This window comes from Neotamlana sargassicola, from assembly GCF_020523965.1.
Lineage (GTDB): Bacteria > Bacteroidota > Bacteroidia > Flavobacteriales > Flavobacteriaceae > Neotamlana > Neotamlana sargassicola.
Window position 1 is genome coordinate 470,856 of record NZ_JAJAPX010000003.1, and the last position, 20,708, is coordinate 491,563.

19 protein-coding genes are annotated in these 20,708 nt (G+C 32.7%); 7 read left to right on the forward strand and 12 right to left on the reverse strand.

Going from position 1 to position 20,708, the window contains the following annotated elements; genetic code table 11:
- Positions 1-10 precede the first annotated feature (10 nt).
- From LG651_RS15815 to LG651_RS10045, 6 genes are all read left to right on the forward strand, one after another.
- Positions 11-781: a transglutaminase-like domain-containing protein gene (locus LG651_RS15815; protein ID WP_226695988.1), complete on the forward strand. Its 771-nt coding sequence runs from the start codon at positions 11-13 to the stop codon at positions 779-781.
- A gap of 62 nt (positions 782-843) precedes the next feature.
- Positions 844-1,954, forward strand: a protein-coding gene (gene prfB, locus LG651_RS10025) for a peptide chain release factor 2 (RefSeq protein ID WP_226695989.1) whose coding sequence is annotated in 2 segments (ribosomal slippage) — positions 844-906 and positions 908-1,954 — 1,110 coding nt in all. Because the reading frame shifts where the segments join, the coding sequence is not laid out codon by codon here.
- Complete coding sequence (locus LG651_RS10030) at positions 1,951-2,571, forward strand: HAD family hydrolase (RefSeq protein ID WP_226695990.1); 621 nt, start codon at positions 1,951-1,953, stop codon at positions 2,569-2,571. Before prfB ends, LG651_RS10030 begins: the two co-directional genes overlap by 4 nt.
- Before the next feature lie 3 nt (positions 2,572-2,574).
- On the forward strand, positions 2,575-2,916 hold the full coding sequence (gene arsC / locus LG651_RS10035; protein WP_226695991.1) for an arsenate reductase (glutaredoxin): 342 nt from the start codon (positions 2,575-2,577) through the stop codon (positions 2,914-2,916).
- Positions 2,917-2,977: 61 nt separating this feature from the next.
- Positions 2,978-3,319: an ArsC/Spx/MgsR family protein gene (locus LG651_RS10040; RefSeq protein ID WP_226695992.1), complete on the forward strand. Its 342-nt coding sequence runs from the start codon at positions 2,978-2,980 to the stop codon at positions 3,317-3,319.
- A gap of 90 nt (positions 3,320-3,409) precedes the next feature.
- Positions 3,410-5,932: an outer membrane beta-barrel protein gene (locus tag LG651_RS10045; protein WP_226695993.1), complete on the forward strand. Its 2,523-nt coding sequence runs from the start codon at positions 3,410-3,412 to the stop codon at positions 5,930-5,932.
- A 127-nt stretch (positions 5,933-6,059) separates the two neighbouring features.
- Here LG651_RS10045 and LG651_RS10050 read toward each other — a convergent pair whose 3' ends face one another.
- Positions 6,060-6,236: a hypothetical protein gene (locus LG651_RS10050; protein ID WP_226695994.1), complete on the reverse strand. Its 177-nt coding sequence runs from the start codon at positions 6,234-6,236 to the stop codon at positions 6,060-6,062.
- 96 nt (positions 6,237-6,332) lie between these two features.
- Entirely contained in the window at positions 6,333-6,974 is a 642-nt protein-coding gene (locus LG651_RS10055; protein WP_226695995.1) for a peroxiredoxin, read from the reverse strand.
- Between the two features lie 164 nt (positions 6,975-7,138).
- Between LG651_RS10055 and fumC the strand changes: the two genes are divergently transcribed.
- On the forward strand, positions 7,139-8,536 hold the full coding sequence (fumC, locus tag LG651_RS10060) for a class II fumarate hydratase (RefSeq protein ID WP_226695996.1): 1,398 nt from the start codon (positions 7,139-7,141) through the stop codon (positions 8,534-8,536).
- A gap of 128 nt (positions 8,537-8,664) precedes the next feature.
- On the opposite strand, the gene LG651_RS10065 is transcribed toward fumC, so the two are convergent.
- From LG651_RS10065 to LG651_RS10110, 10 genes are all read right to left on the reverse strand, one after another.
- The gene (locus LG651_RS10065) at positions 8,665-9,249 is read right to left on the reverse strand and encodes a Crp/Fnr family transcriptional regulator (RefSeq protein ID WP_226695997.1); all 585 of its coding nucleotides are present in this window, start codon (positions 9,247-9,249) and stop codon (positions 8,665-8,667) included.
- A gap of 222 nt (positions 9,250-9,471) precedes the next feature.
- Positions 9,472-10,350 carry a chromosome partitioning protein ParA gene (locus tag LG651_RS10070; protein WP_226695998.1) on the reverse strand — a complete coding sequence of 293 codons (879 nt, stop codon included), beginning with the start codon at positions 10,348-10,350 and terminating at the stop codon, positions 9,472-9,474.
- 312 nt (positions 10,351-10,662) lie between these two features.
- A complete protein-coding gene (locus tag LG651_RS10075; RefSeq protein ID WP_226695999.1) occupies positions 10,663-12,360 on the reverse strand; it encodes a hypothetical protein in 1,698 nt (565 codons plus the stop codon).
- Between the two features lie 85 nt (positions 12,361-12,445).
- Positions 12,446-12,958 (reverse strand): hypothetical protein, encoded by a 513-nt coding sequence (locus LG651_RS10080; protein ID WP_226696000.1) that lies wholly within the window; start codon positions 12,956-12,958, stop codon positions 12,446-12,448.
- A gap of 58 nt (positions 12,959-13,016) precedes the next feature.
- A complete protein-coding gene (locus tag LG651_RS10085) occupies positions 13,017-14,255 on the reverse strand; it encodes a DUF6638 family protein (RefSeq protein ID WP_226696001.1) in 1,239 nt (412 codons plus the stop codon).
- Positions 14,256-14,294: 39 nt separating this feature from the next.
- Positions 14,295-15,140, reverse strand: coding sequence for an alpha/beta fold hydrolase (locus tag LG651_RS10090; RefSeq protein ID WP_226696002.1), 846 nt, complete (start codon positions 15,138-15,140; stop codon positions 14,295-14,297).
- Between the two features lie 71 nt (positions 15,141-15,211).
- Positions 15,212-15,796: an NUDIX domain-containing protein gene (locus LG651_RS10095; RefSeq protein ID WP_226696003.1), complete on the reverse strand. Its 585-nt coding sequence runs from the start codon at positions 15,794-15,796 to the stop codon at positions 15,212-15,214.
- A 24-nt stretch (positions 15,797-15,820) separates the two neighbouring features.
- On the reverse strand, positions 15,821-17,779 hold the full coding sequence (locus LG651_RS10100) for an AAA family ATPase (RefSeq protein ID WP_226696004.1): 1,959 nt from the start codon (positions 17,777-17,779) through the stop codon (positions 15,821-15,823).
- A gap of 61 nt (positions 17,780-17,840) precedes the next feature.
- On the reverse strand, positions 17,841-18,905 hold the full coding sequence (locus LG651_RS10105) for a hypothetical protein (RefSeq protein WP_226696005.1): 1,065 nt from the start codon (positions 18,903-18,905) through the stop codon (positions 17,841-17,843).
- A gap of 330 nt (positions 18,906-19,235) precedes the next feature.
- Positions 19,236-20,576 (reverse strand): coiled-coil domain-containing protein, encoded by a 1,341-nt coding sequence (locus tag LG651_RS10110; protein WP_226696006.1) that lies wholly within the window; start codon positions 20,574-20,576, stop codon positions 19,236-19,238.
- Positions 20,577-20,708: the final 132 nt, after the last annotated feature.

Consider the following 20,708-nt stretch of genomic DNA (forward strand, 5'->3'; position numbering starts at 1 on the left):
CCAATTAGGTGTGAAAACAATTTACACCATAACATACGCTTATACCAAAACTTTCAAGCAGCCCGTTTCTGGAGCTGCTTGGTCGTTTTTAGTAACGCCTGAAAATAACAATTCACAAAAATTAATTTCGAGTCATTTTAAAGCAATTTTTAATAAAAATTTAATAGAAGACTTTAATAATTCAAAACATAATACAATAACTATAAAACCTAATAACATGGTGAGTTATTTAAATTTTGAAGCTGAATTTAAAGTTGAAATAAAGGATAAATTATCACATAATTTTGAATTTACAACTAAACAAATAGCTTTAAATTACAACACCATTTTATCGGAAGCTTTTAAGCGCAAATTCAAACCATTTTTAAATTTTAATCCAGAAGCATCAGAAAAAAACAACACGTATAGCTTCAATAAAAGCCTGTGTATTTTTAAAAATTTAGAACATTTAATGCATGTAATACATCATTCCAATACATTAAAATCTTCCGAAGAAAAGCTTAAACAATTCTGCTACTTATCAAAATTAAATCATATACCAACACGGTTTATTTCTGGCTATTTTCATAATAACAACACCTTTAATATTCATTTTTGGGTAGCATGTTATGTGCCAGATTTTGGTTGGTTAGGTTTCGATGTTTTAAACAAATCACTTACCAATAGCAATTATATTAAAATTTGTCATGGTACTACTTTTAACGATTGTATTCCGGTAAAAACATTAATTTCTCCAAATAATCCCGAATCAAAAAATCATCAAAATTCACAACAACAATAAAATGTAAATCATAGCTTATTTAATAAAAAGTATAGTATTTTTATGCCAAATTATAAATAATCATGATTACACTCGATCAAGTAAAAGATCTTAACACCCGCCTTGACAAACTAAGGCACTATCTTTGACATAGAAGCCAAACTTATAGAAATACAAAACGAAGAAGAACAAACCTTCGATCCTGATTTTTGGAACGACTCCAAACAAGCAGAATTGGTTATGAAATCACTTCGAGAAAAGAAAAGTTGGATAAAAGACTACGAAACCTCTAAAACCTTAGTTGAAGATTTAGAGGTGATTTACGAATTTTACAAAGAAGACGAAGCTACTGCCGAAGACGTTGAAACACGCTACCAAAAAGCTCTAGAAACTATTGAAAAACTAGAGTTTAAAAATATGCTTTCTGATGAAGGTGATAGCCTAAGTGCCGTTTTACAAATTACAGCTGGTGCTGGCGGTACAGAAAGTTGCGACTGGGCAAGTATGCTAATGCGCATGTATTTAATGTATGCCGAAAAAAGCGGTTTTAAAGTAAAAGAACTCAACTTTCAAGAAGGCGATGTTGCTGGTATTAAAACCGTAACCTTAGAAATTGAAGGCGATTTCGCTTTTGGTTGGTTAAAAGGCGAAAATGGCGTACATCGTTTAGTGCGAATTTCTCCTTTTGATAGTAATGCAAAACGCCATACTAGTTTTGCTTCGGTTTACGTTTACCCATTGGTTGATGATACTATTGAAATTGAAATAAACCCAGCAGATATTGAAATAACAACGGCACGTTCAAGTGGTGCTGGTGGACAAAATGTAAATAAAGTTGAAACTAAGGTGCAACTTACCCACAAACCTACTGGTATTCAAATTTCATGTTCAGAAACCCGATCACAGCACGATAACCGGGCAAGAGCTATGCAAATGCTTAAATCTCAATTATATGAGATTGAGCTACAAAAACAACTAGCGCAACGCGAAGATATTGAAGCTGGTAAAATGAAAATTGAATGGGGTAGTCAAATTAGAAACTACGTTATGCACCCTTATAAACTAGTAAAAGACGTTCGTTCTGGTTTTGAAACTGGGAATGTTGATGCTGTAATGGATGGCAATATAGATGCCTTTTTAAAATCGTATTTAATGCTAATGGGGCAAAAAACAGAAGACAACAATCAATTATGAAAGATATAAACGCAATAATATTTGATCTTGGTGGTGTTTTAATAAACTGGAGTCCAGAACATTTATTTACAGATGTATTTAATGGTGATGCTGAAAAAGCGAAATGGTTTATAAAAAACATTTGCACTTTAGATTGGAACGAAGCACAAGACGCTGGGAGAACCATAGAAGAAGCTAACAAAGTTTTAATTGAAAAGCACCCAGAATACAAAACCGAAATTTTACAATATTACGGCCGTTGGGAAGAAATGCTCCTTGGTCCTATTGACGGCACTGTAAAAATTTTAGATTATTTTGTTAAGAACCCAAATTACAAAGTAGTTGCATTAACCAATTGGAGTTCAGAATTATTTCCAATAGCTCTTCAACGCTTCGAATTTTTAAAATGGTTCGAAGGCATTGTTGTTTCAGGTGATGAAAACACACGTAAACCTTTCGATGAGATTTACAATTTAACCTTAGAGCGTTATAATATTACCGCCGAAAACGCCATATTTATAGACGATAACTTGCGTAACATAGAAGCTGCCAATAAACTAGGAATTAACGGCATTCGCTTTGAAACTCCCGAATTATTAACGGAACAATTAAAAGATTACAACATAAACATTAATTAATTTATGATAACCATTTACCATAATAATCGTTGCAGAAAATCTAGAGAAGGATTACAAATTCTTGAAGATTCTGGTAAAGAATTTAAAGTTGTAAAATATTTAGAAGATACACCTTCCGAAGAAAAATTGAAGGAAATTATTAAGTTATTAGGTATAAAACCTTTAGAATTGGTTAGAAAAAACGAAGCCATTTGGAAAGCAAACTTTAAGGGTAAAGAATTATCAGATTCAGAAGTTATATCGGCATTAGCAAAATTTCCAAAGTTAATAGAGCGCCCTATCGTTATAAATGGTGATAAAGCAGTAGTTGGTCGACCACCCGAGCAAATTACAACCATAATTTAAATAAAAACTGTAAGGATAATTTCTATCAGACTACTTAACAATCACTAATATTTTTAAGTATATGATAGTTATATACCAGCACCCCAAATGTAAAGCTGCTAAAAAATGTGTTAAGATTTTAGAAACAGATTTTAAGCAGAATCAAGAAGTTACCTACGAAGGATTAGATGTAACGGAAGAAGACTTAAAACGCATAATTAAAATTCTAGATTGTAAACCTATAGATTTAATAAAATTAGGACATACTATTTGGAAAACCTTATTACGTTTTATCGATTTTAGCGATGACGAACTAATAAAAGTTATGCTTCATTATCCGCTAATTATAAAAAGCCCTATTGTTATTAACGGAAACAAAGCGGTAATTGGCAGACCTCCCGAGTTAATCAAGCATATAATTTAACGAAATTCAACTTGTATTAACACAATTTTAACCTGTTAAGCTTTAAGCATATTATATTTTTGCAATCTAAACCAAACCAACAATTTTTAGATGAATAAATTTATAATTACTGCTACTTTGGCGGTATTGTTTATTTTTCCAAGTTTTTCTCAGTCTAAAAGAAATAACAAAGAAATAATAATAAAAGGCAAAGTAATTGATTCTGAAAGCAATGCCCCACTCGAATATGCTTCAGTTTCTATTTTTAGTAAAGCCGAAAACAAAATAATTAATGGTGGCATTACCGATATTAATGGTGATTTTAGAGTTACCGTTAATCAAGGTGTTTACAATGTTTTAATAGAATATATCTCCTACAAAACCATAACATTTACAGATAAAAACCTAACTAAAAACGAAAATTTAGGAACCATTGCAATGGATTTAGACTTAGCCACTCTAGATGCCGTTCAAATTATAGCCGAAAAAACTACCGTAGAAATTAAACTAGATAAAAAGGTTTATAACATTGGTAAAGATTTAACCACTGCTGGCGGTACAGTTAGCGATGCGTTAAATAATGTACCATCCGTAGCTGTAGATGTTGAAGGCGCTATAAGTTTACGTGGAAACGAAAACGTTAAAATATTAATTAACGGTAAACCATCGGCAATGGCTGGTTTTGGCGATACTAATGTTTTAAGTCAGTTACCTGCCGAAGCCATTGAACGTGTTGAGGTAATTACTTCACCATCGGCAAGATACGACGCCGAAGGAACCGCAGGAATTTTAAACATTATTTTACGCCAGCAAGAAACTTTAGGTTTTAATGGCTCCATAAACGCAACTGTTGGTAATCCTGACAATATAGGGCTTTCAACAAATTTAAACTACCGCACCGAGAAGTTTAATTTATTTTCTAATTTAGGATTTCGATATTTTAATTCACCTAGAAATAGCTTTAGTGATACCGATTATTTTAACGCAGAAGCAGATGAAATAGATAGAGTTCGCGAAGATGAGGATACAGAACGCCTTAACAGAAACTATAACGGTAGTTTAGGAATGGAATATTTCCTTTCAGAAAAAACATCGGTAACTGGTACTGTTTTTTACAACTACGGCCAAGATAGAGATACTGGTATAAATATTAGCGATCGTTTTATTGATGGCAACCTTGTGGAACAAACCCAACGGGTTGAAAAAGAAAATGAAGACGGTGGGAACATACAGTTCGCCCTAAATTACATTACAAAATTTAACGATGATGGCCACCAACTCACGGCCGATATTCAAATTGAATCGGGAAATGACGAACAATTTACATATTACAACGAAGATTACATTACAACTTACCAAACGGATCCTGAACCTTTTCAAATTGAAAATATAACTCAAAACGAAAACGACAACGAATCTTTATTTCAAATAGATTATGTACTTCCAATAGGAGAAAATGCGCGCTTTGAAGCTGGTTATAGAGGTAATTTCGAAAATTCTGTAACCGATTATTTATTAGAGCAAGAAGATTTAAGCACAGGAAACTTATTTGTAAACGATACACTTTCTAATATTTTTGATTATACCGAAAATGTAAATGCTATTTATACTCAATATGGTACTAAATTTAACAAGTTTTCATTTTTATTAGGCTTGCGTCTAGAAAACACACAACTAAAAGGAGATATAGAATCTAAACTATCTGCGGAAGATTTAGAAGCATCTTATGGCTTTCCAATTGAGACCAGTTTTAACAATAATTATCTTGGGCTATTTCCCACGGTTAATGTTATTTACGATTTATCTAAAAACGAAGACGACTCCGAAGAGAGCCTAACCTTTGGTTATAATCGACGTATTAACCGCCCCAGAGGTTGGTATATAAATCCATTTCCATCGCGCTCTAGTCGAACCAATGTATGGCAGGGAAATCCTAATTTAAGACCTGCTTTTGCAAGTGCCTTCGATATTGGTTATTTAAAACGTTGGGATGAGTTAACCTTGACCTCCTCTGTTTATTATCAACATGAAACAAATTCATTTGAGCGTATACAGGAAAATACAGGCCAACAAACATCAGACGGTATAGATATTATTAGAACCATTCCAGTTAATTTATCGACTAATAAACGAACTGGGGCCGAATTGGGCGTGCTTTATAATCCTGTAAAATGGATGCGTTTAAATTCTAGTTTTAACTTTTTTCAGTTTGAAACCGATGGTGAATTTAACGATGTAGATTATAGCGCTAAAAATACAAGTTGGTTTACACGATTTAGCAGTAAAGTAACTTTACCTGCAAAAGTAGATTGGCAAACCAATGCTTTTTACCGAGGTCCAAGTCAAGACGCTCAAAGCGATAACGAGGGCATTTTTACCTTAGATTTAGCTTTTAGCAAAGAGCTTTTTAGCAACAATGCTACAGTTTCGTTAAATGTAAGAGACTTACTTAATTCTAGAAAACGAAAAGCGACCACATTTACCGATACTTATGAAAGTTATAGTGAAATGCAATGGAGACAACGCCAAATAAACCTATCGTTGCGATATCGATTTAATCAGCATCACAAAAAACAAAATCAACGAGAAGGTCATGGTAACGGTGGTGAAGACGATTTTGAATTTGAGGGCTAACCCCAAATATTAATGCTTAAAATTGTCAATCTTTAATATTTTAAGCATCAAAAAAAATAGGGAAACAAAAAAGGGAAACTAAAATTATTTAGTTTCCCTTTTTTATATTGTTATAAATTACGCTAGATTAATTGGCGTTTCTTTTAGCTTTTTTCTCTTCTTTAATTTCTTTTAATCTTTCAATTAAAGCCCCACCAATCCAGTAAGGAATAACAAAAGTTAACAAAAATATCATTAACCAAAACCCAATGGTTAAAATGGTTAAAAACGCTAAAAAGCCTAAATATTGGTCAAAATCAAACATAATTATTAATTGCTTCTATTATTAATTTATCGCAAAGATAGTGTAATGTTATTTTTTACACAATATGTATGTGAAAATTATTAACAGACTTGTTAACTAATTTAAGTTTGGCTGCGGCGTCATTCTTAAATAAGGCTTTACTTCTTTAACCCCTTTTGTAAAAATGTTTTTAGCATCTTCTGTTGAAATTGAAGGGCTAACCACTACATCTTCACCATGTTTCCAGTTTGCAGGTGTAGCTACCTTGTGATAAGCGGTAAGTTGTAACGAATCGATAACACGTAAAAGTTCATCAAAATTTCTTCCTGTTGAAGCTGGATAAGTAATAATTAATTTCACTTTTTTATCATCTCCAATAACAAAAACCGATCTTACGGTTAATTTACTGTCTTCGTTAGGATGAATCATATCATATAGTTCTGAAACTTTTTTATCTTCATCTGCAATAATTGGAAAATTAACTGTAGTTTTTTGAGTTTCGTTGATATCTTTAACCCAACCTTCATGAGATTCTAATCCATCAACACTTAATGCTACAACTTTAACATTACGTTTATCAAACTCGTCTTTATATTTTGCAACGGTTCCTAACTCTGTTGTACATACCGGTGTATAATCAGATGGGTGCGAGAATAAAATCCCCCAGCTATCTCCTAACCATTCGTGAAAATTTATAGACCCTTCAGTTGAATTTGCATTGAAATTTGGAGCTTCATCTCCTAATCTTATAGTTGCCATAATTTATTATTTTTTATTAATTTTAATTCCCTACTAAATTAATAGATTTAATAGGATATAAAAAATATCTTATGTTATATATCTGTTAAAAAAATCAATAAAAAAATAGATAAAAAAACTAGTAAACAGTAACTTTGTTCTATTACAATTAAAAAGCATTAAACATGAGTTTTAGAATAGAAAAAGATACTATGGGCGAGGTAAAAGTACCTGCCGATAAACTTTGGGGTGCACAAACAGAACGCTCTAGAAACAACTTTAAAATAGGAGCACCTGCTTCTATGCCATTAGAAATTGTTTACGGGTTTGCTTACTTAAAAAAAGCCGCGGCATTTACAAATTGTGAATTAGGTGTTTTACCTGTTGAAAAACGCGATTTAATTGCGAGCGTATGCGACGAAATTTTAGCTGGTAAACACGACGACCAATTTCCATTAGTGGTTTGGCAAACAGGTTCTGGTACGCAAAGTAACATGAATGTTAATGAAGTTATTGCTAACAGAGCACACCAATTGGCTGGAAAAATTATTGGTGAAGGCGACAAAACCATTCAGCCAAACGATGATGTAAATAAATCGCAATCATCGAACGACACCTTCCCTACTGGAATGCATATCGCTGCTTATAAAAAAATTGTTGAAACTACTATTCCTGGAGTAAAACAATTACGTGACACGCTTCAAAAAAAATCGGAAGCTTTTAAAGATGTTGTTAAAATAGGTAGAACACATTTAATGGATGCCACTCCATTAACTCTTGGCCAAGAGCTTTCTGGCTATGTAGCTCAATTAAACCATGGCTTAAATGCTTTGGAAAATACCTTACCTCATTTAAGCGAACTAGCTTTAGGAGGAACGGCTGTTGGAACGGGCTTAAATACACCAAAAGGCTACAGCAAGCGTGTTGCTGAATTTATCGCAGATTTTACAAAACTCCCTTTTGTTACTGCTCCAAATAAGTTTGAAGCCTTAGCCGCTCACGACGCGATTGTAGAATCTCATGGTGCTTTAAAGCAACTTGCAGTTTCTTTAAACAAAATTGCAAACGATATTCGTTTAATGGCTTCTGGACCAAGAAGTGGTATTGGTGAAATAACCATTCCCGCAAACGAACCTGGAAGCTCTATAATGCCAGGAAAAGTAAACCCAACACAATGTGAAGCCCTTACTATGGTTTGTGCTCAAGTTATTGGTAACGATGTTGCTATTTCTGTTGGTGGTTTACAAGGACATTACGAACTAAATGTTTTTAAACCAGTGATGGCTGCTAACATTTTACAATCTGCTCAATTAATTGGTGATGCGTGTGTAAGTTTTGATATTAATTGTGCTTCTGGCATTGAACCAAACCAAGAAGTGATAACCAAATTACTTAATAACTCTTTAATGCTTGTAACCGCTTTAAATACCAAAATTGGATATTATAAAGCTGCAGAAATAGCAAATACAGCGCATAAAAATGGTACAACGCTAAAAGAAGAAGCTATTAATTTAGGATATGTTACTGCCGAAGATTATGATGAATGGGTAAAACCAGAAGATATGGTTGGTAGTTTAAAATAATTTTACTCAAAACTATTTCAAAAAAAGGCAGGCTGAATATTCAACCTGCCTTTTTTGGTTATTTGCTATTAATCAATTTCAAAACAGAAATTATTTTTCAAATGTAAACGATAACAATTAATTAACAATTATAATATGTTAAGTGTCCTTATTTTTTTTCTTATTCTGCTTAATTGCACTGGCGTTATACCTAAACATGCAGCTATTTGATATTGAGGTATTAAATCTTCAATATGTGAAATTTCTGCTTTTAACTTTAAATATCTTTCTGTTGCTGTAAGTGTTAAAAGTTCAATTTGACGTTGAGAATACTCCATAAAAAACGTCTCTAACATTTTAATATAAAGCTCTTTAACTTCAAGATTTTTATTGCTTAATTCTATAAATTTTTGGTAATCTGTACAGTATATATCACAATCGGTTAACGCTTCCAAAGCATAAACAGACGGTTCCTGTTTAATTAAAGCTGTTAACGAACCAGCTACTGCAGGGCCTGTGAAAATTTTTCTATTAAACTCTTTGCCTTTGTCATTTCGTACATAAGCCCTTACAATACCAGAAATTAAGGTAAACATATGAACGGGAATTTCACCTGCTTTCACATAACACTCTCCTGCTCTTATACGTCTTAATTTTGAAATACTTAAAATTTCTAGATGGGATTCCTCCGAAATAGGATGAAATTTTTGCAAATACTGAATTATAGGATTCATAAATTTAATACCTAATTAAAAAAGGTTTTTACTCGTTATATCATTCACGAATTTAAGAATGTTACAAAGATTAAATTCCTGTTTTTCTGTATTCTGCACATATATATCGTCGATTGGAGCAAGATATTACGCTGAATGGTAATTAATGTATCTTAATTAATAAAATAAAAAAAGCCTTACAATTTAAATTGCAAGGCCTTAAATATAATTTTTAGCTAATATTTATCTTAATAAAAACTCTGACGTTGATACTAAGTCTTTTTCATTAAACACATTTACTTTATAATTTCCTTTTTCAAAGTCTTCGTCTTCACCCGGATTCACGAACTCGCAAATATTTAAATTGGTGTTTTCGTAATTAAATTTACTTATTAAACTATAATTTAATGTTTTATCTTCAAAAGTTACTTGCTCGTTTAAACCTAAAGTATTTCCGTTAGGATCTATAACTTGAACATATAATTCTTGCTCTCCTGCTTGAATTAACTTGTTTTTAGCTACAATAAAACAAACACGTATTTTATCGCTTCGTCCAGCACGCTCTGTTGGAATTACCTTTCCAGAAGTTCTCACTATTACACCCGAAGCTTTTAAATCTACGGCGCTCAATACAGAAGCATCAGAAACAACTTCAGCTAACGCATTATTCTGCACTAATAAAGAATCTGTAAACATAGCACGCTCTTCTAAACGAATTCGTGTACTATCTAAAGATGTTGCTAAATACGAATTTTCAATTCGTAAAGAATCGTTTTGTGCTAATAAAACATCCATTTCCTTTTGCAAAGACACATATTTTTGTTTGTATCTCCATAAACTTTTTACGTTTGTTTCAGAAATTTTTAAAGAGTCTATTAACCCTTGAATTCTTCCTCTTGCCTCAATTAAATTGTTATTTTTAATTTCATTTTCACCAATGGCTTCATCATATTGTTTTGCCATAGCGTTTAAATCATTCATAACTAGCTGTTTTTGTTCAGCTAATTCCTTTTTTTCGTCACTGGCTTTTTTATGAAGATTCATGGCATAAAAACCAGTTGCTAAAAATAACACTACGGCTATACCTAATGCTATTTTAAGACCTTTACTTTTGTTTTCCATAATTAGTACTTTTAATCTTATTAATTTGATTCTATGCTTTTTTTAATACAACTCACAAAAATAAAAGAAGTTCAATAATAACCTTAATTTATTTCATAAAAGTAAAAATAGTTATCAATAAACAGCATTTTATCTATATTTTTGCAATATTTTTATGTTTAAAGCATTTACAAGTTATACGTTAACATAATTTAAAAAGATGTTTTACAACAATTAATTTATTAAACAAAACAAAAAAAATAAACGTAACACACTAAAAAACAACATATTGTTACTAATTAAAATTTTGTTAAATTTTGGTTTTAGTAAATGCTAATTCGAAATTGCTTTTAAAGAATCTAATTGTTTTTGAAGTTTTTCTAATAATTCTGCTTTATCGTCTTTCACAGGAATGATTTTACTAATTGAATCTTTGTAAGTTTGGGCAATGTCAATTTCTTTTGGCACTTCTTGATAATAATAGCCAATACCTTCGCTTGCGCGCCACGCTTCGTTAAGTTGTTCGTAAACTGTTTTGTCCCATTGGCTTGGATGCTTAACATCTATCCAGATAACATCACGGTACTCACTATCAACTAAAACCAAGTCTGGAGTTGCAGAACCATCAAATTGTTGTGAATTAGAATCGCTAATTGAAGACACCGTACCCATAAAAAACATACGTTTTTTTCCTGCTATATTTTTTATATACGGGCGAAACTCAACTGGCGTGTTTGCCGACCAATCGTATTCTTTACGAGACTCTTTTACTTTTAATGGCATCGCAGAAACACCTGCGTAACCCTGTTTTTTAGCTGCATGATTGTAATAATACAACTTATCCGTGCCATCGGCAGGTACAAACACACTAAAGCTTAAACTAGTGCGCTCCTCGCCTACGGGCTCTAAGCCAAACCAATGATATAAACCACTGTAAGCACCTGTTTCAGTATCGGAAAAATCGAAATCAGTAACATAAGGTTGTTGGTTTTGGTCTTTTGGCATTTCTGGAATTTTAACCGCTGTTTCCATGTTCCACGGTAATGGATCGCTAAAACCACCTAAAAACTTTAAAGATTCTGCCTGTAATTGTGAAACCGATTCAGCTAAAGTGTTTTGGCGTGTTAAATACTCATGATTTTTCATTTCGTCTGGACTCACGTAGGTTCCTTTTCCTATTAAAATACGCTCAATATAATCGCTCATATCATGCGCGCCGCTATCAATAACCATAACACCGCCAAAGGTTGGGTACGGGAATAAAAAGCCTTTCCATTTAATTAAACTCACCACTTCCACCCATTTTCCAGTGTCGTTTTTCATGTAATACGTATCGCTTGGCTCCATATTAAACAACTGAAAAATATTGAAGCGTTGCACAACAGCATTGTAGGTGTTTCGGCTAAACTTTAACGATTCTCCAATTGAAAAAGTAACTGATATTCTATTTTCATTTGAAAATCTAGGAAACGGCGTTGTACTAGATACCGCAAAAACTTCTTCTGTGTTATCAGTCATTCCTTGCCACATGTATTTTTCGGTTGGCTGAATGGCCATAGTCCATTTATTATCGTCTCCAATTCTCACTAAATGTGGTAACGACACATCTTTAGTTTCACCTACACTTTCGTTAGCCATAGAAAACACATTTCGCAATGGCTGAATACGCTCGTTTTGGGTTAATGGTAATTCGTGAATTTCAACTTTATTTAAATTATTAAACACATAATAGGTTTTCATGTAATCGTACATTTTAAAATGCCAACCAACGACATAAAGCGCTCCAAAAAATACAAGCATTAATGTTAAAATCCCTAAGCGACCCGCTGTACTAGAACTGCTTCTAAACTTACGCAACCCTAGTATTAATACAATTAAACTTAGTAGAATTACAAAAATGTATTTACGAACAAATAATAATGCTGGTTGATAATCGTCTCGCAAAACGAATAAAACAATAAGTAGAATTAGTAAACCTAAAATTGTAAATACTTTTTGCTTAGTTCCTTTTTTCCAGTAGTTTTTTATCATTTTTTTATTGTTCCTGAATAGGCAGGAATTATTTTAAATTAATTTTCATTTTCAAGACACCTCGACTGCGCTGAGTGTAACAAAATTAAAGAAGTCCTTTATCTTTTAAACGTTCGCGAGCACTTTTTTCATTTGGCTTCGCTTCTTCTTTCATAACTTCAATATCTTTGTTTTCTCCTGTTTTTAAATCTTCAATAAAATCCCTTCCTTTTTCAATGGTGTCTTGCACTATATCTTCTAAAGAATCTGTTTGCTCTTCAATAACTTCCGACGATTTAAAAATAAAATGTGCCAAATAAGTTCCAGCTAAAGTACCAACCAACATGGATGCGAATATTGAAATTGTGGCTAAGTTAATTGGAATTAAAAAACGAACTATAACAATTCCTATTAAAAACAAAAAACCTAAAAACAATAAGCGTATTAAAAATTTTTGCTGATATATAAAACCTGTTTTGTCTGTTGATTTCATTTGTAATTCTTTAGAATACATAATTTTATTAAAAAACCTGTAAACTTTATTACTGTGCGATTCTCTCCAGTAAATAAATGCACCAAATAAAATGGATGCGATAAAAATTATTAATTCTAGTGTCATGGTTTATGAGTTTGAAGTTTGAAGCTTGTTACAGAACCTTTATTTTATTTGTCTTAAATTATTCAATATTGTTACTAATAGTTTCAATTACCCAGTCTTTAAAGGAATCGTCCCAAGACTCAAAAGCCTTATAAAATGCAGGTTTATCGTACCAATACCAAAATAAAACATCTTTTGGCGCCACATTTACCAATAATTGCCAAATTAAATCTTGGTGAGACGCTTGCAGCGACGAATGTGGTTTGTGCAAAGCTTCAAAAAGTGTATCATCTACAATATCGGCGCGTTTAAATTGATTGCTTACTTCTAGCTTTTCTAGATAACGTTCTACACTCATTAATCGCTTTCTATCGTCAATTGTAAGTTTATTTAAATAGCTTTTAGTTAAAATTGAATTGGTTAAAATATCATATAAAGGATGCTGAGTTTCCTTTAAAAGTTGTGCCATTTCAAACAATTTAATGCGCTCGTAACGTTTGGTTTTTACAACTTCTTCTAAATTACATTCAATAATCATGTGGTCGCGCAATTTATCCATTAATTCTCGTTGTTTAATATGATAAATTAACACATCGTAATTGGTGTCTTTTATGGCTTCTTTATGCCACTTTTCATCTTCAAAAATAACGATTGGTGAAATAAAATCACGCAAAACGTAAACGCCACCAAATGCTCTGGTGTAAAAGGAATTGGTTTCATGTTCTAAAACATGTAAGTTTAAATTCCTGTTTCGTAAATCACCATACGCTTTCGCGGAAGCTAATAATTGCTTATGAATACTTTCGTCTATAAAATTATTATCTCTTTTAAAAACTTCAACAAGCTCTAATTGCTCTTTTTGAATTTTATTTAAATCGTCAACAAAATGAAAATGAACCTTAATTTTATCGTATTTCAAAACATCTAAAGGCTCGTAAAAAGCATCAATACCTTGATCGAAATCAAGACACAAAGCCGAATCTCGTGTGATGTCTTTAATTTTATCGCCGTGAACTCTAAAAACATATTTCATAACCTCTTTATCGAAGGTATGAAACGGTAAATACACTGGTTTTCCCTTTTGCTGTGGCGAAATTAAAATACCATGCGGATTTGCTTCCCCATTATTTAAATAATTTATATCGTTTTTTTCTTCAGCAATTTCTGGGCTCCAACCTATGCCATCTATACTAAATGTTTTTAGCTTAGTTTCTGTAAACCCTAGTTTTACCAAGCCTTTATTGTAACGTTCTACAAGCTTGCCGCTTACCGGAATAAGCTCACTTCTGTATAAATTGGCTTGTTTTAGTTTATTCATTTTTAATTAAATAAGTTGAAATAGATTCTACTCTTAATTTTAAAGTCTTATTTCATCACCTTTAAATGGTTTATAAAAAAAGGTTTCTATAATTTGATTAAATAATTCGGGCCCGTTTTTAGATACAAAATGATTTACCCCAGGAAGAAAACATAAATTAGCTTTTTCAATATTCTGGTAAATTTTGAATGTATGTTCTTCTCGAATCATATCCCTGTCGGTAGACATCACTAAAACAGGACATTTAATTTTATGCAAATCATCAATGGTAATATTAGGCTGAAATTCCATCATGCGAACTCTTTGTTGAGTTACTTTCCAATTTTGAGTGGTGTCTTTTTTTGCTAGCATTTTATCGGCATGCTTTCGTCGTTCCTTAATTTGCTTGTAAACAACTGGATAAAGCGCCGTAGTATCGGGTGTAAGATTCGCTGAAAATGCTACTATTTTTTTCACCTTTTCAGGATAGTGAATTGCCAATAACAAAGCTAAAATTGCTCCATCACTTCTACCTAAAACATAGGTTGAGTCTAATTTCTCATGATCTAAAATAGCAACGATATCTTTGGCAATTTGCTTATAGGTTAAACTTTCGTCTCCAAGTTCGCTTTTTCCGCGTCCTCTGCAATCCATGACAATGACTTTATACTTTTTAGAAAAGTACTCAATTTGTGGCTTCATATACGCAATATCTCCACCGTTGCCATGAATTAACACGAGCGGTTCGCCTTCACCATATATTTCATAATATTGCTTATCTCCATTAACCGATATAAAGTTACCTACTTCATTATTATTTCCATATGAAGATTGTGCATTAGAGAAGTTTAGCATGCCTAAAATTAAAATTATGGTTATGTAAGTTTTTTGGAAATTATATGTCATTGGTTTTAGATATTGTAATATTAAACTAGAAAACTAGATTTCGATTTTGTTTGTTTTTATAGAGGATTACTCTAACTCAGCACTCCATTTATTTGCGCATACTGCAAAAGCATAATGGTTTTTGCATCAATAATTTCAAAATTCTGTATCATCTCGATAGCTTTGGTAAAAGGAAGTTCTAGAACTTCAATTTCTTCATCTTCAATTTCTAGTCCGCCACCATCATTTATTTTCATGCTATCATCATATTCTGCAATAAAAAGAAACATTTTTTCGGTTACAGCTCCAGGTGAAGTGTAACACTCCAAAACCTTTTTAGCACTATTAATTTTATAACCAACTTCTTCTTCTACTTCGCGAATAATGCATACTTCTGGTTCTTCATTTTTATCTAAAGCTCCTGCGCAAACTTCAATAGACATACCGTCTGCTGGTGTATTTACATAAGCAGGCATACGAAATTGTTTAGTTAAAATTACCGTTTTTTTTGCTTTATTATACAACAAAATACCTGTGCCGTTACCACGATCGTAACTTTCGCGAGATAACGTACGCCAATCGCCATTTTCGAATTTATAATCGTAATCTACACGATACAAAGTTGCCCATTCGTTGGCTAATATGTTTTTGTTGATATTTCTTAATTTATCTTCCATTAAAATTTTATTTATGCTTAACAGCTATATCTTTTCAAAGGCTTTTCGAGCTGCCGTTTCAATATTTAGTTGATTAACTCTTGCATCTACTTTTCGTTTAAAATCGGTATCGGCAATTGTTGCTACATTATCTAAATAACGAACAACTTCCTGACGACGAATTTCAGAAAAATCTAAACCTTTCATATTACCACGCATTAATTCTTGTAACATATTAAATTTGGTATCGTAATCCTTTTTAAAATAGATTTCGGGGTTGCTAAACCAATCTTCTTCCAAATCGAAATCGGTTAAACGCAACGAAATAGCACTTTGTATATTTCTAACATCACGAGAAGAGAAAAAAGGAAATGCATCTTGCATGGCTTTGTATAAATTAGCAAAAAACAAATGCTGATCGCTTTTAAAGTGCTTTTCAACTTCATCATAAATAGCATGAACACGAGCTTCGGTTGGTTTTTCAATCTGATTTAAAATTTCTCCCATGTTTTTTGCCAAACCTTGATTTTGAAGATAACTATAATTTTCTGGCCCTTGCATGTTTACAAAATCGGGCATTGTGTCTTCAAATTTTCGCCACCATAAATGGTCTTGATCTAGAAAATCGTGCTCTGTTCTGGCGCCATCAATTTTAAAACGCCCTTGCACACGGGAAATCACAGCTTTATCTAACATTTCTGGTAAATTGGTAAATAAACCAATAGAACTATTACCGTAATTTACCGCATACGCACCTTCGGTGTAGCGTAAAAATACACCAATAACTTCTTTAACACCTGCAGACACACCTTGAGTTGTTCGTTCTTGTAAATTATTTTCGGCATCATCAATAGGTGCGAAAATAAGCTTTGTGGGATCTTGCATAGGTTTCATCCACTCTACCATTTTTTCGGCAGAACCACCTTGAAACGTACTAATTAACGTATCTGGCATAGGGTGAAACAAAAATGGAATATCCAAGGTATCGCAATGTTCTTTTAAACGTGTTGCAATAGCTGCAATAAGCATACTTTTACCGGTTCCTGGTATACCGTACCCCATAAAAACAGGCATAAAGCCACCTAATTCTTGAAACGGATTCTTTTTAGCTTCAAAATCGTAACTCAACATCCGCTCGGTTAAACGACGTGCAAAATGCTTTGCATCACGGTTACCTACAATTTGTTCGAACTTAATTTTATTAAATTCTACACTTTTAGCTGTGCCTTGAAATACGTTGTTCCATCCTGAAATAGCAAATTCAGAATTTTCTAATTTATAAGTTCTATCTTCAATAGTTTCGGTGTATTCCAGCGTGCTTTTTCTTAATTGTATTTCATCAATTAAAGCTTCAAAATACACCACGGTAAAATCGATAACATCTTTATCTGTTTTTACAATTTCTGGATGACCTAAGTACTTGTCGAAATAAAATAAAGCACATGAAATACCTTTTATTGGTGATAATAAAGACACTTCTGGAATGCCGGCAAACTTCTGTTTCATTACGCTTAAATCGTCTGAGGCATGTGGCTTTAAATCGTTTAAAATTTTATAAGCCGTTGCAAAAAGCATGTACGCTGTAGCTGTGTGCATTTTACTTTCGTACTCGCGCTTTCCACTAGAATCTAAAGCCGATTTATTTTGATTTAAACTAGTTAATCCAGAGGAATCGTAAAAGCTATCTTTTATCCAAACACCAAGCGTTAAACCTTCTTGAACCGCGTAGAGCGTCTGATTTAAAAATATAGGAATTGCTACCGAATCTGGCAATAAACGCTTTTTTAATGCTAAAATAGTTTTGGAAACCGATGTAATTTCTACATTACTTCCATTATTTGCTCTTGACAAATACAGTAAAATAGATTCATCTTTACCATCTTTATCTCTATTTTTAGCTCTTGCGCTTTGCTCCCATTGTACGCTTTTTAAATATGATGAAGCTTCATCTCGCAATACATCGAGTTCGCTTTGTTTTATTGGGAATGTTGTGTTGTGTTCCATTTTTTTTTAGTGTTCAGTCGCAGTCGCAGTAGGCAGTACTGAAAACCGCGACTGTGACTGTTTACTTTTTTAAGTCTATTTTAAGTTCCGCCAATTCAATTGGAGATTTCTCTAATTTGTTTAAAATTTCAGGCGTCTTATTATGCAATAATTGAATAATTCTATGTGGTGCAAAAACGTATTGTTTTTTTAAAACATCGCCCCATTTTTGCAAGGTTTGTTTGCTAAAAAAACCACCTTCTTTAAATTCACTATCAGACAATACTTCATCTATTTTTAATGAAATAGCATAAGCCTCTAAAGGAATTTCTTTTTTACCAATACTCTCTAAAATAGCATGTGTAATTAAATTTTCGTCTTTTGCAAAAACATTGTGTAGCGGGCCTAAATCTATTCGTTTTATAAATTTAGGAAGTATTTTTGGCAACTTTCTATCAATGGTATGCGCCATCATATCCAAATTCATATCTCTATCGGCAACTGCTTTTAAAACATCATAAATTTCAGATTTATAATCGTTTACATCGCCACCATCATAATTAAAATACATAAAGCAAATAAATGGGCGGTTGTGCGACACATCATAAAAACTCCAACTGGTTAAGTATTTTGCAGGTGCATTTTCTGTGGCTTCCAAAATTTTTCCTTGTACAAAACGATTAAAAATATATTCCTTTTTAACCGAAGAATAATACACAATAGACGCCGCTTGAAACAATTTACTTTGTTTAATTGGCTGCTTTTTATGCATTAAGGTATGTAGAAATTCAGCCTTTAAATCTTCAATAGGTGTTAACTTATCTAAATAGGATGCTCTTAACTCTAAATCGTTAAATAAATATCTAAATTCCAAATAATTAGGAAATCCCGAATCGGTTAAATCCACCTTCATATTATCCTCTTCATCAAACTTATATTTAACACGCATAGCATCAATAGAATAGAGTAACAAATCTGCATATTGCTTAAATAAAAGTATTTCTTGCGCATTACAAATTGCTTGCCTTTGTACAGCCACAATAAGCTGTTTAAAAGCAAAATCGATCATGGTGTGATAAAATTCGTATTGATCTTTAGAGTCTAAAGTTGCAGAATCTAAAGGCGTAACTATTTGGTTTAAAGACATTAAAAAGTGTTCTTTTTAATTTTTTATTTATGTGTTTTATGGCGCCTGCCTGCCGGTAGGCAGGTTTCCCCGATACTTCGGGGTCGGGCTTTACGCTATATCTTTTTATTTATTCTCAAGATTATGCTACGCATTACTCGAGAATAAATAAAAAGGATGCCGCTGCAATCCCTAACGCAGTATACGTTTACAAATCAACTTTTATAGTTAAAACTAATTTGATTGTTGCAATCAAACCTGTCAAAAAACTCAAATTGGTATTTTATTTAGCTATTCGACAGGTTTTAATTGTTCATTATATTGCTTCGTCGTCGCTCCTCGCAATGACTGTTAACTCAATAAATCATCATCACTTGAGCTTGATTTTGGTGCATCGGTAGGTTCTGCATCGCCAGCAGGTTTATTAGCATCGGCTTTATAGTAATCTTCAAAAATTTCTTTCATATCGATACCATAGCGCTCTGCAAAATTCTTTTGAATTTCCCCATCTTTAGCGCGAATTTCTTGTAACGCTTCGGCATAACTACTGTATACGCCATTCATCACTTTTTCATGTACCGGAATATTGTCCATCATTTCTTGACGTGCTTTAGCACTAGCCGTATGCATTGAAGCTAAAGTTTGACCAATATGTTCATCGGTTTTTACACCTAAATGCTCTAAAATAGCCGCAAATTCTTGATCTGTTCTTGCTTTTAAAGCTACCACATACCCATCGTAATATTTTAAACGTTCTTCGGTATCACTTTTTAACTTTGCACGGTGTGTTTGTAAATTACTACGTAACGAGGTTAAAACCTTAATAGTTAAATTGTGTTTATGTACAAAGCTATCTTTACTAGCAGCTAACGTGGTATAAGCATTTTTTAAACCTTCTAGTTCCTCAACTTTTTGCTCAAGTTCTGTTACTTTACCAATAGCTTGGGCATAATCGGCAGATTGTTTATCGGCGATATCTTCAAGTTCTTGGCGTGCTTGTTTTAATAAGGCGTATTGCTCTTCAAGTTTTGCTTCAACTTCTTTTTTCTTTTCTAAAGCTTTCGTGTGGTTTTTAGTCGCTTCAACAATAGCATCTTGCAACTTATCTTCTACTTCTTTAATTTCAACTTCACGATCTTTTAAACGTTTTACCGCAGCTTGCGATTTGTATGATAATTCCCCTAATAAGGTTTGCACATCGGCACTTTCAATACGTTCTTGAAACATCGCTTTTGCTTTGTTGTCGGCACCTGCACGTGTTTTTTCGGCAACAGATAGTGCTTCTTGGGCTTTTGCAATTTTGCTTTTTCTTCCCCAAAGGTTATTCCACCATGTGTCCGGTTTAGCTTCGGCGTCTTCCAATTCAATTTTTGCACGATCTAAGGCTTTTTGAGCATCATCTATTACTTTCTGTTCAGTAGCATTTAGTGATGAAAATTTTTCAAAAATTATACCTACTTCATCTTGATAATCGGTTAAATCTTTAATCGCATCAAGAAGCGTTGTTCTATCCTTTTCGGCCATATGTACTACATCATCAAGTGTAGCATTAAGTATTTTTTGGCGTACTTCTGGATCATCTTCTTGAGATAGTTTAGATTTCATAGTGTCAATGGCTTTTCCCCAATTAACATCTACTTTTTCTGTTTTTTCGTTTGAAGAGGTTTCTAATAAATCAAAATCATCAGACATAGTCGTGGTTAGTGTTTAAGTTGAACAAAATTACTGACAAGCAATTTCGATAAAAAAAATGGTTTCTAAAAGTAAATTTTTCTCACTTTATATTTTTTCACATAAAATTGTTGTTCAAATTATAAGTATAAC

What these genes read in the sequence shown, in the direction of transcription:
- LG651_RS10030 (WP_226695990.1), top strand. Translation starts at nt 1,951, where the DNA reads ATGAAAGATATAAACGCAATAATATTTGATCTTGGTGGTGTTTTAATA.
- arsC (WP_226695991.1), top strand. Translation starts at nt 2,575, where the DNA reads ATGATAACCATTTACCATAATAATCGTTGCAGAAAATCTAGAGAAGGA.
- LG651_RS10040 (WP_226695992.1), top strand. Translation starts at nt 2,978, where the DNA reads ATGATAGTTATATACCAGCACCCCAAATGTAAAGCTGCTAAAAAATGT.
- LG651_RS10045 (WP_226695993.1), top strand. Translation starts at nt 3,410, where the DNA reads ATGAATAAATTTATAATTACTGCTACTTTGGCGGTATTGTTTATTTTT.
- LG651_RS10050 (WP_226695994.1), bottom strand. Translation starts at nt 6,236, where the DNA reads ATGTTTGATTTTGACCAATATTTAGGCTTTTTAGCGTTTTTAACCATT.
- LG651_RS10055 (WP_226695995.1), bottom strand. Translation starts at nt 6,974, where the DNA reads ATGGCAACTATAAGATTAGGAGATGAAGCTCCAAATTTCAATGCAAAT.
- fumC (WP_226695996.1), top strand. Translation starts at nt 7,139, where the DNA reads ATGAGTTTTAGAATAGAAAAAGATACTATGGGCGAGGTAAAAGTACCT.
- LG651_RS10065 (WP_226695997.1), bottom strand. Translation starts at nt 9,249, where the DNA reads ATGAATCCTATAATTCAGTATTTGCAAAAATTTCATCCTATTTCGGAG.
- LG651_RS10070 (WP_226695998.1), bottom strand. Translation starts at nt 10,350, where the DNA reads ATGGAAAACAAAAGTAAAGGTCTTAAAATAGCATTAGGTATAGCCGTA.
- LG651_RS10075 (WP_226695999.1), bottom strand. Translation starts at nt 12,360, where the DNA reads ATGATAAAAAACTACTGGAAAAAAGGAACTAAGCAAAAAGTATTTACA.
- LG651_RS10080 (WP_226696000.1), bottom strand. Translation starts at nt 12,958, where the DNA reads ATGACACTAGAATTAATAATTTTTATCGCATCCATTTTATTTGGTGCA.
- LG651_RS10085 (WP_226696001.1), bottom strand. Translation starts at nt 14,255, where the DNA reads ATGAATAAACTAAAACAAGCCAATTTATACAGAAGTGAGCTTATTCCG.
- LG651_RS10090 (WP_226696002.1), bottom strand. Translation starts at nt 15,140, where the DNA reads ATGACATATAATTTCCAAAAAACTTACATAACCATAATTTTAATTTTA.
- LG651_RS10095 (WP_226696003.1), bottom strand. Translation starts at nt 15,796, where the DNA reads ATGGAAGATAAATTAAGAAATATCAACAAAAACATATTAGCCAACGAA.
- LG651_RS10100 (WP_226696004.1), bottom strand. Translation starts at nt 17,779, where the DNA reads ATGGAACACAACACAACATTCCCAATAAAACAAAGCGAACTCGATGTA.
- LG651_RS10105 (WP_226696005.1), bottom strand. Translation starts at nt 18,905, where the DNA reads ATGTCTTTAAACCAAATAGTTACGCCTTTAGATTCTGCAACTTTAGAC.
- LG651_RS10110 (WP_226696006.1), bottom strand. Translation starts at nt 20,576, where the DNA reads ATGTCTGATGATTTTGATTTATTAGAAACCTCTTCAAACGAAAAAACA.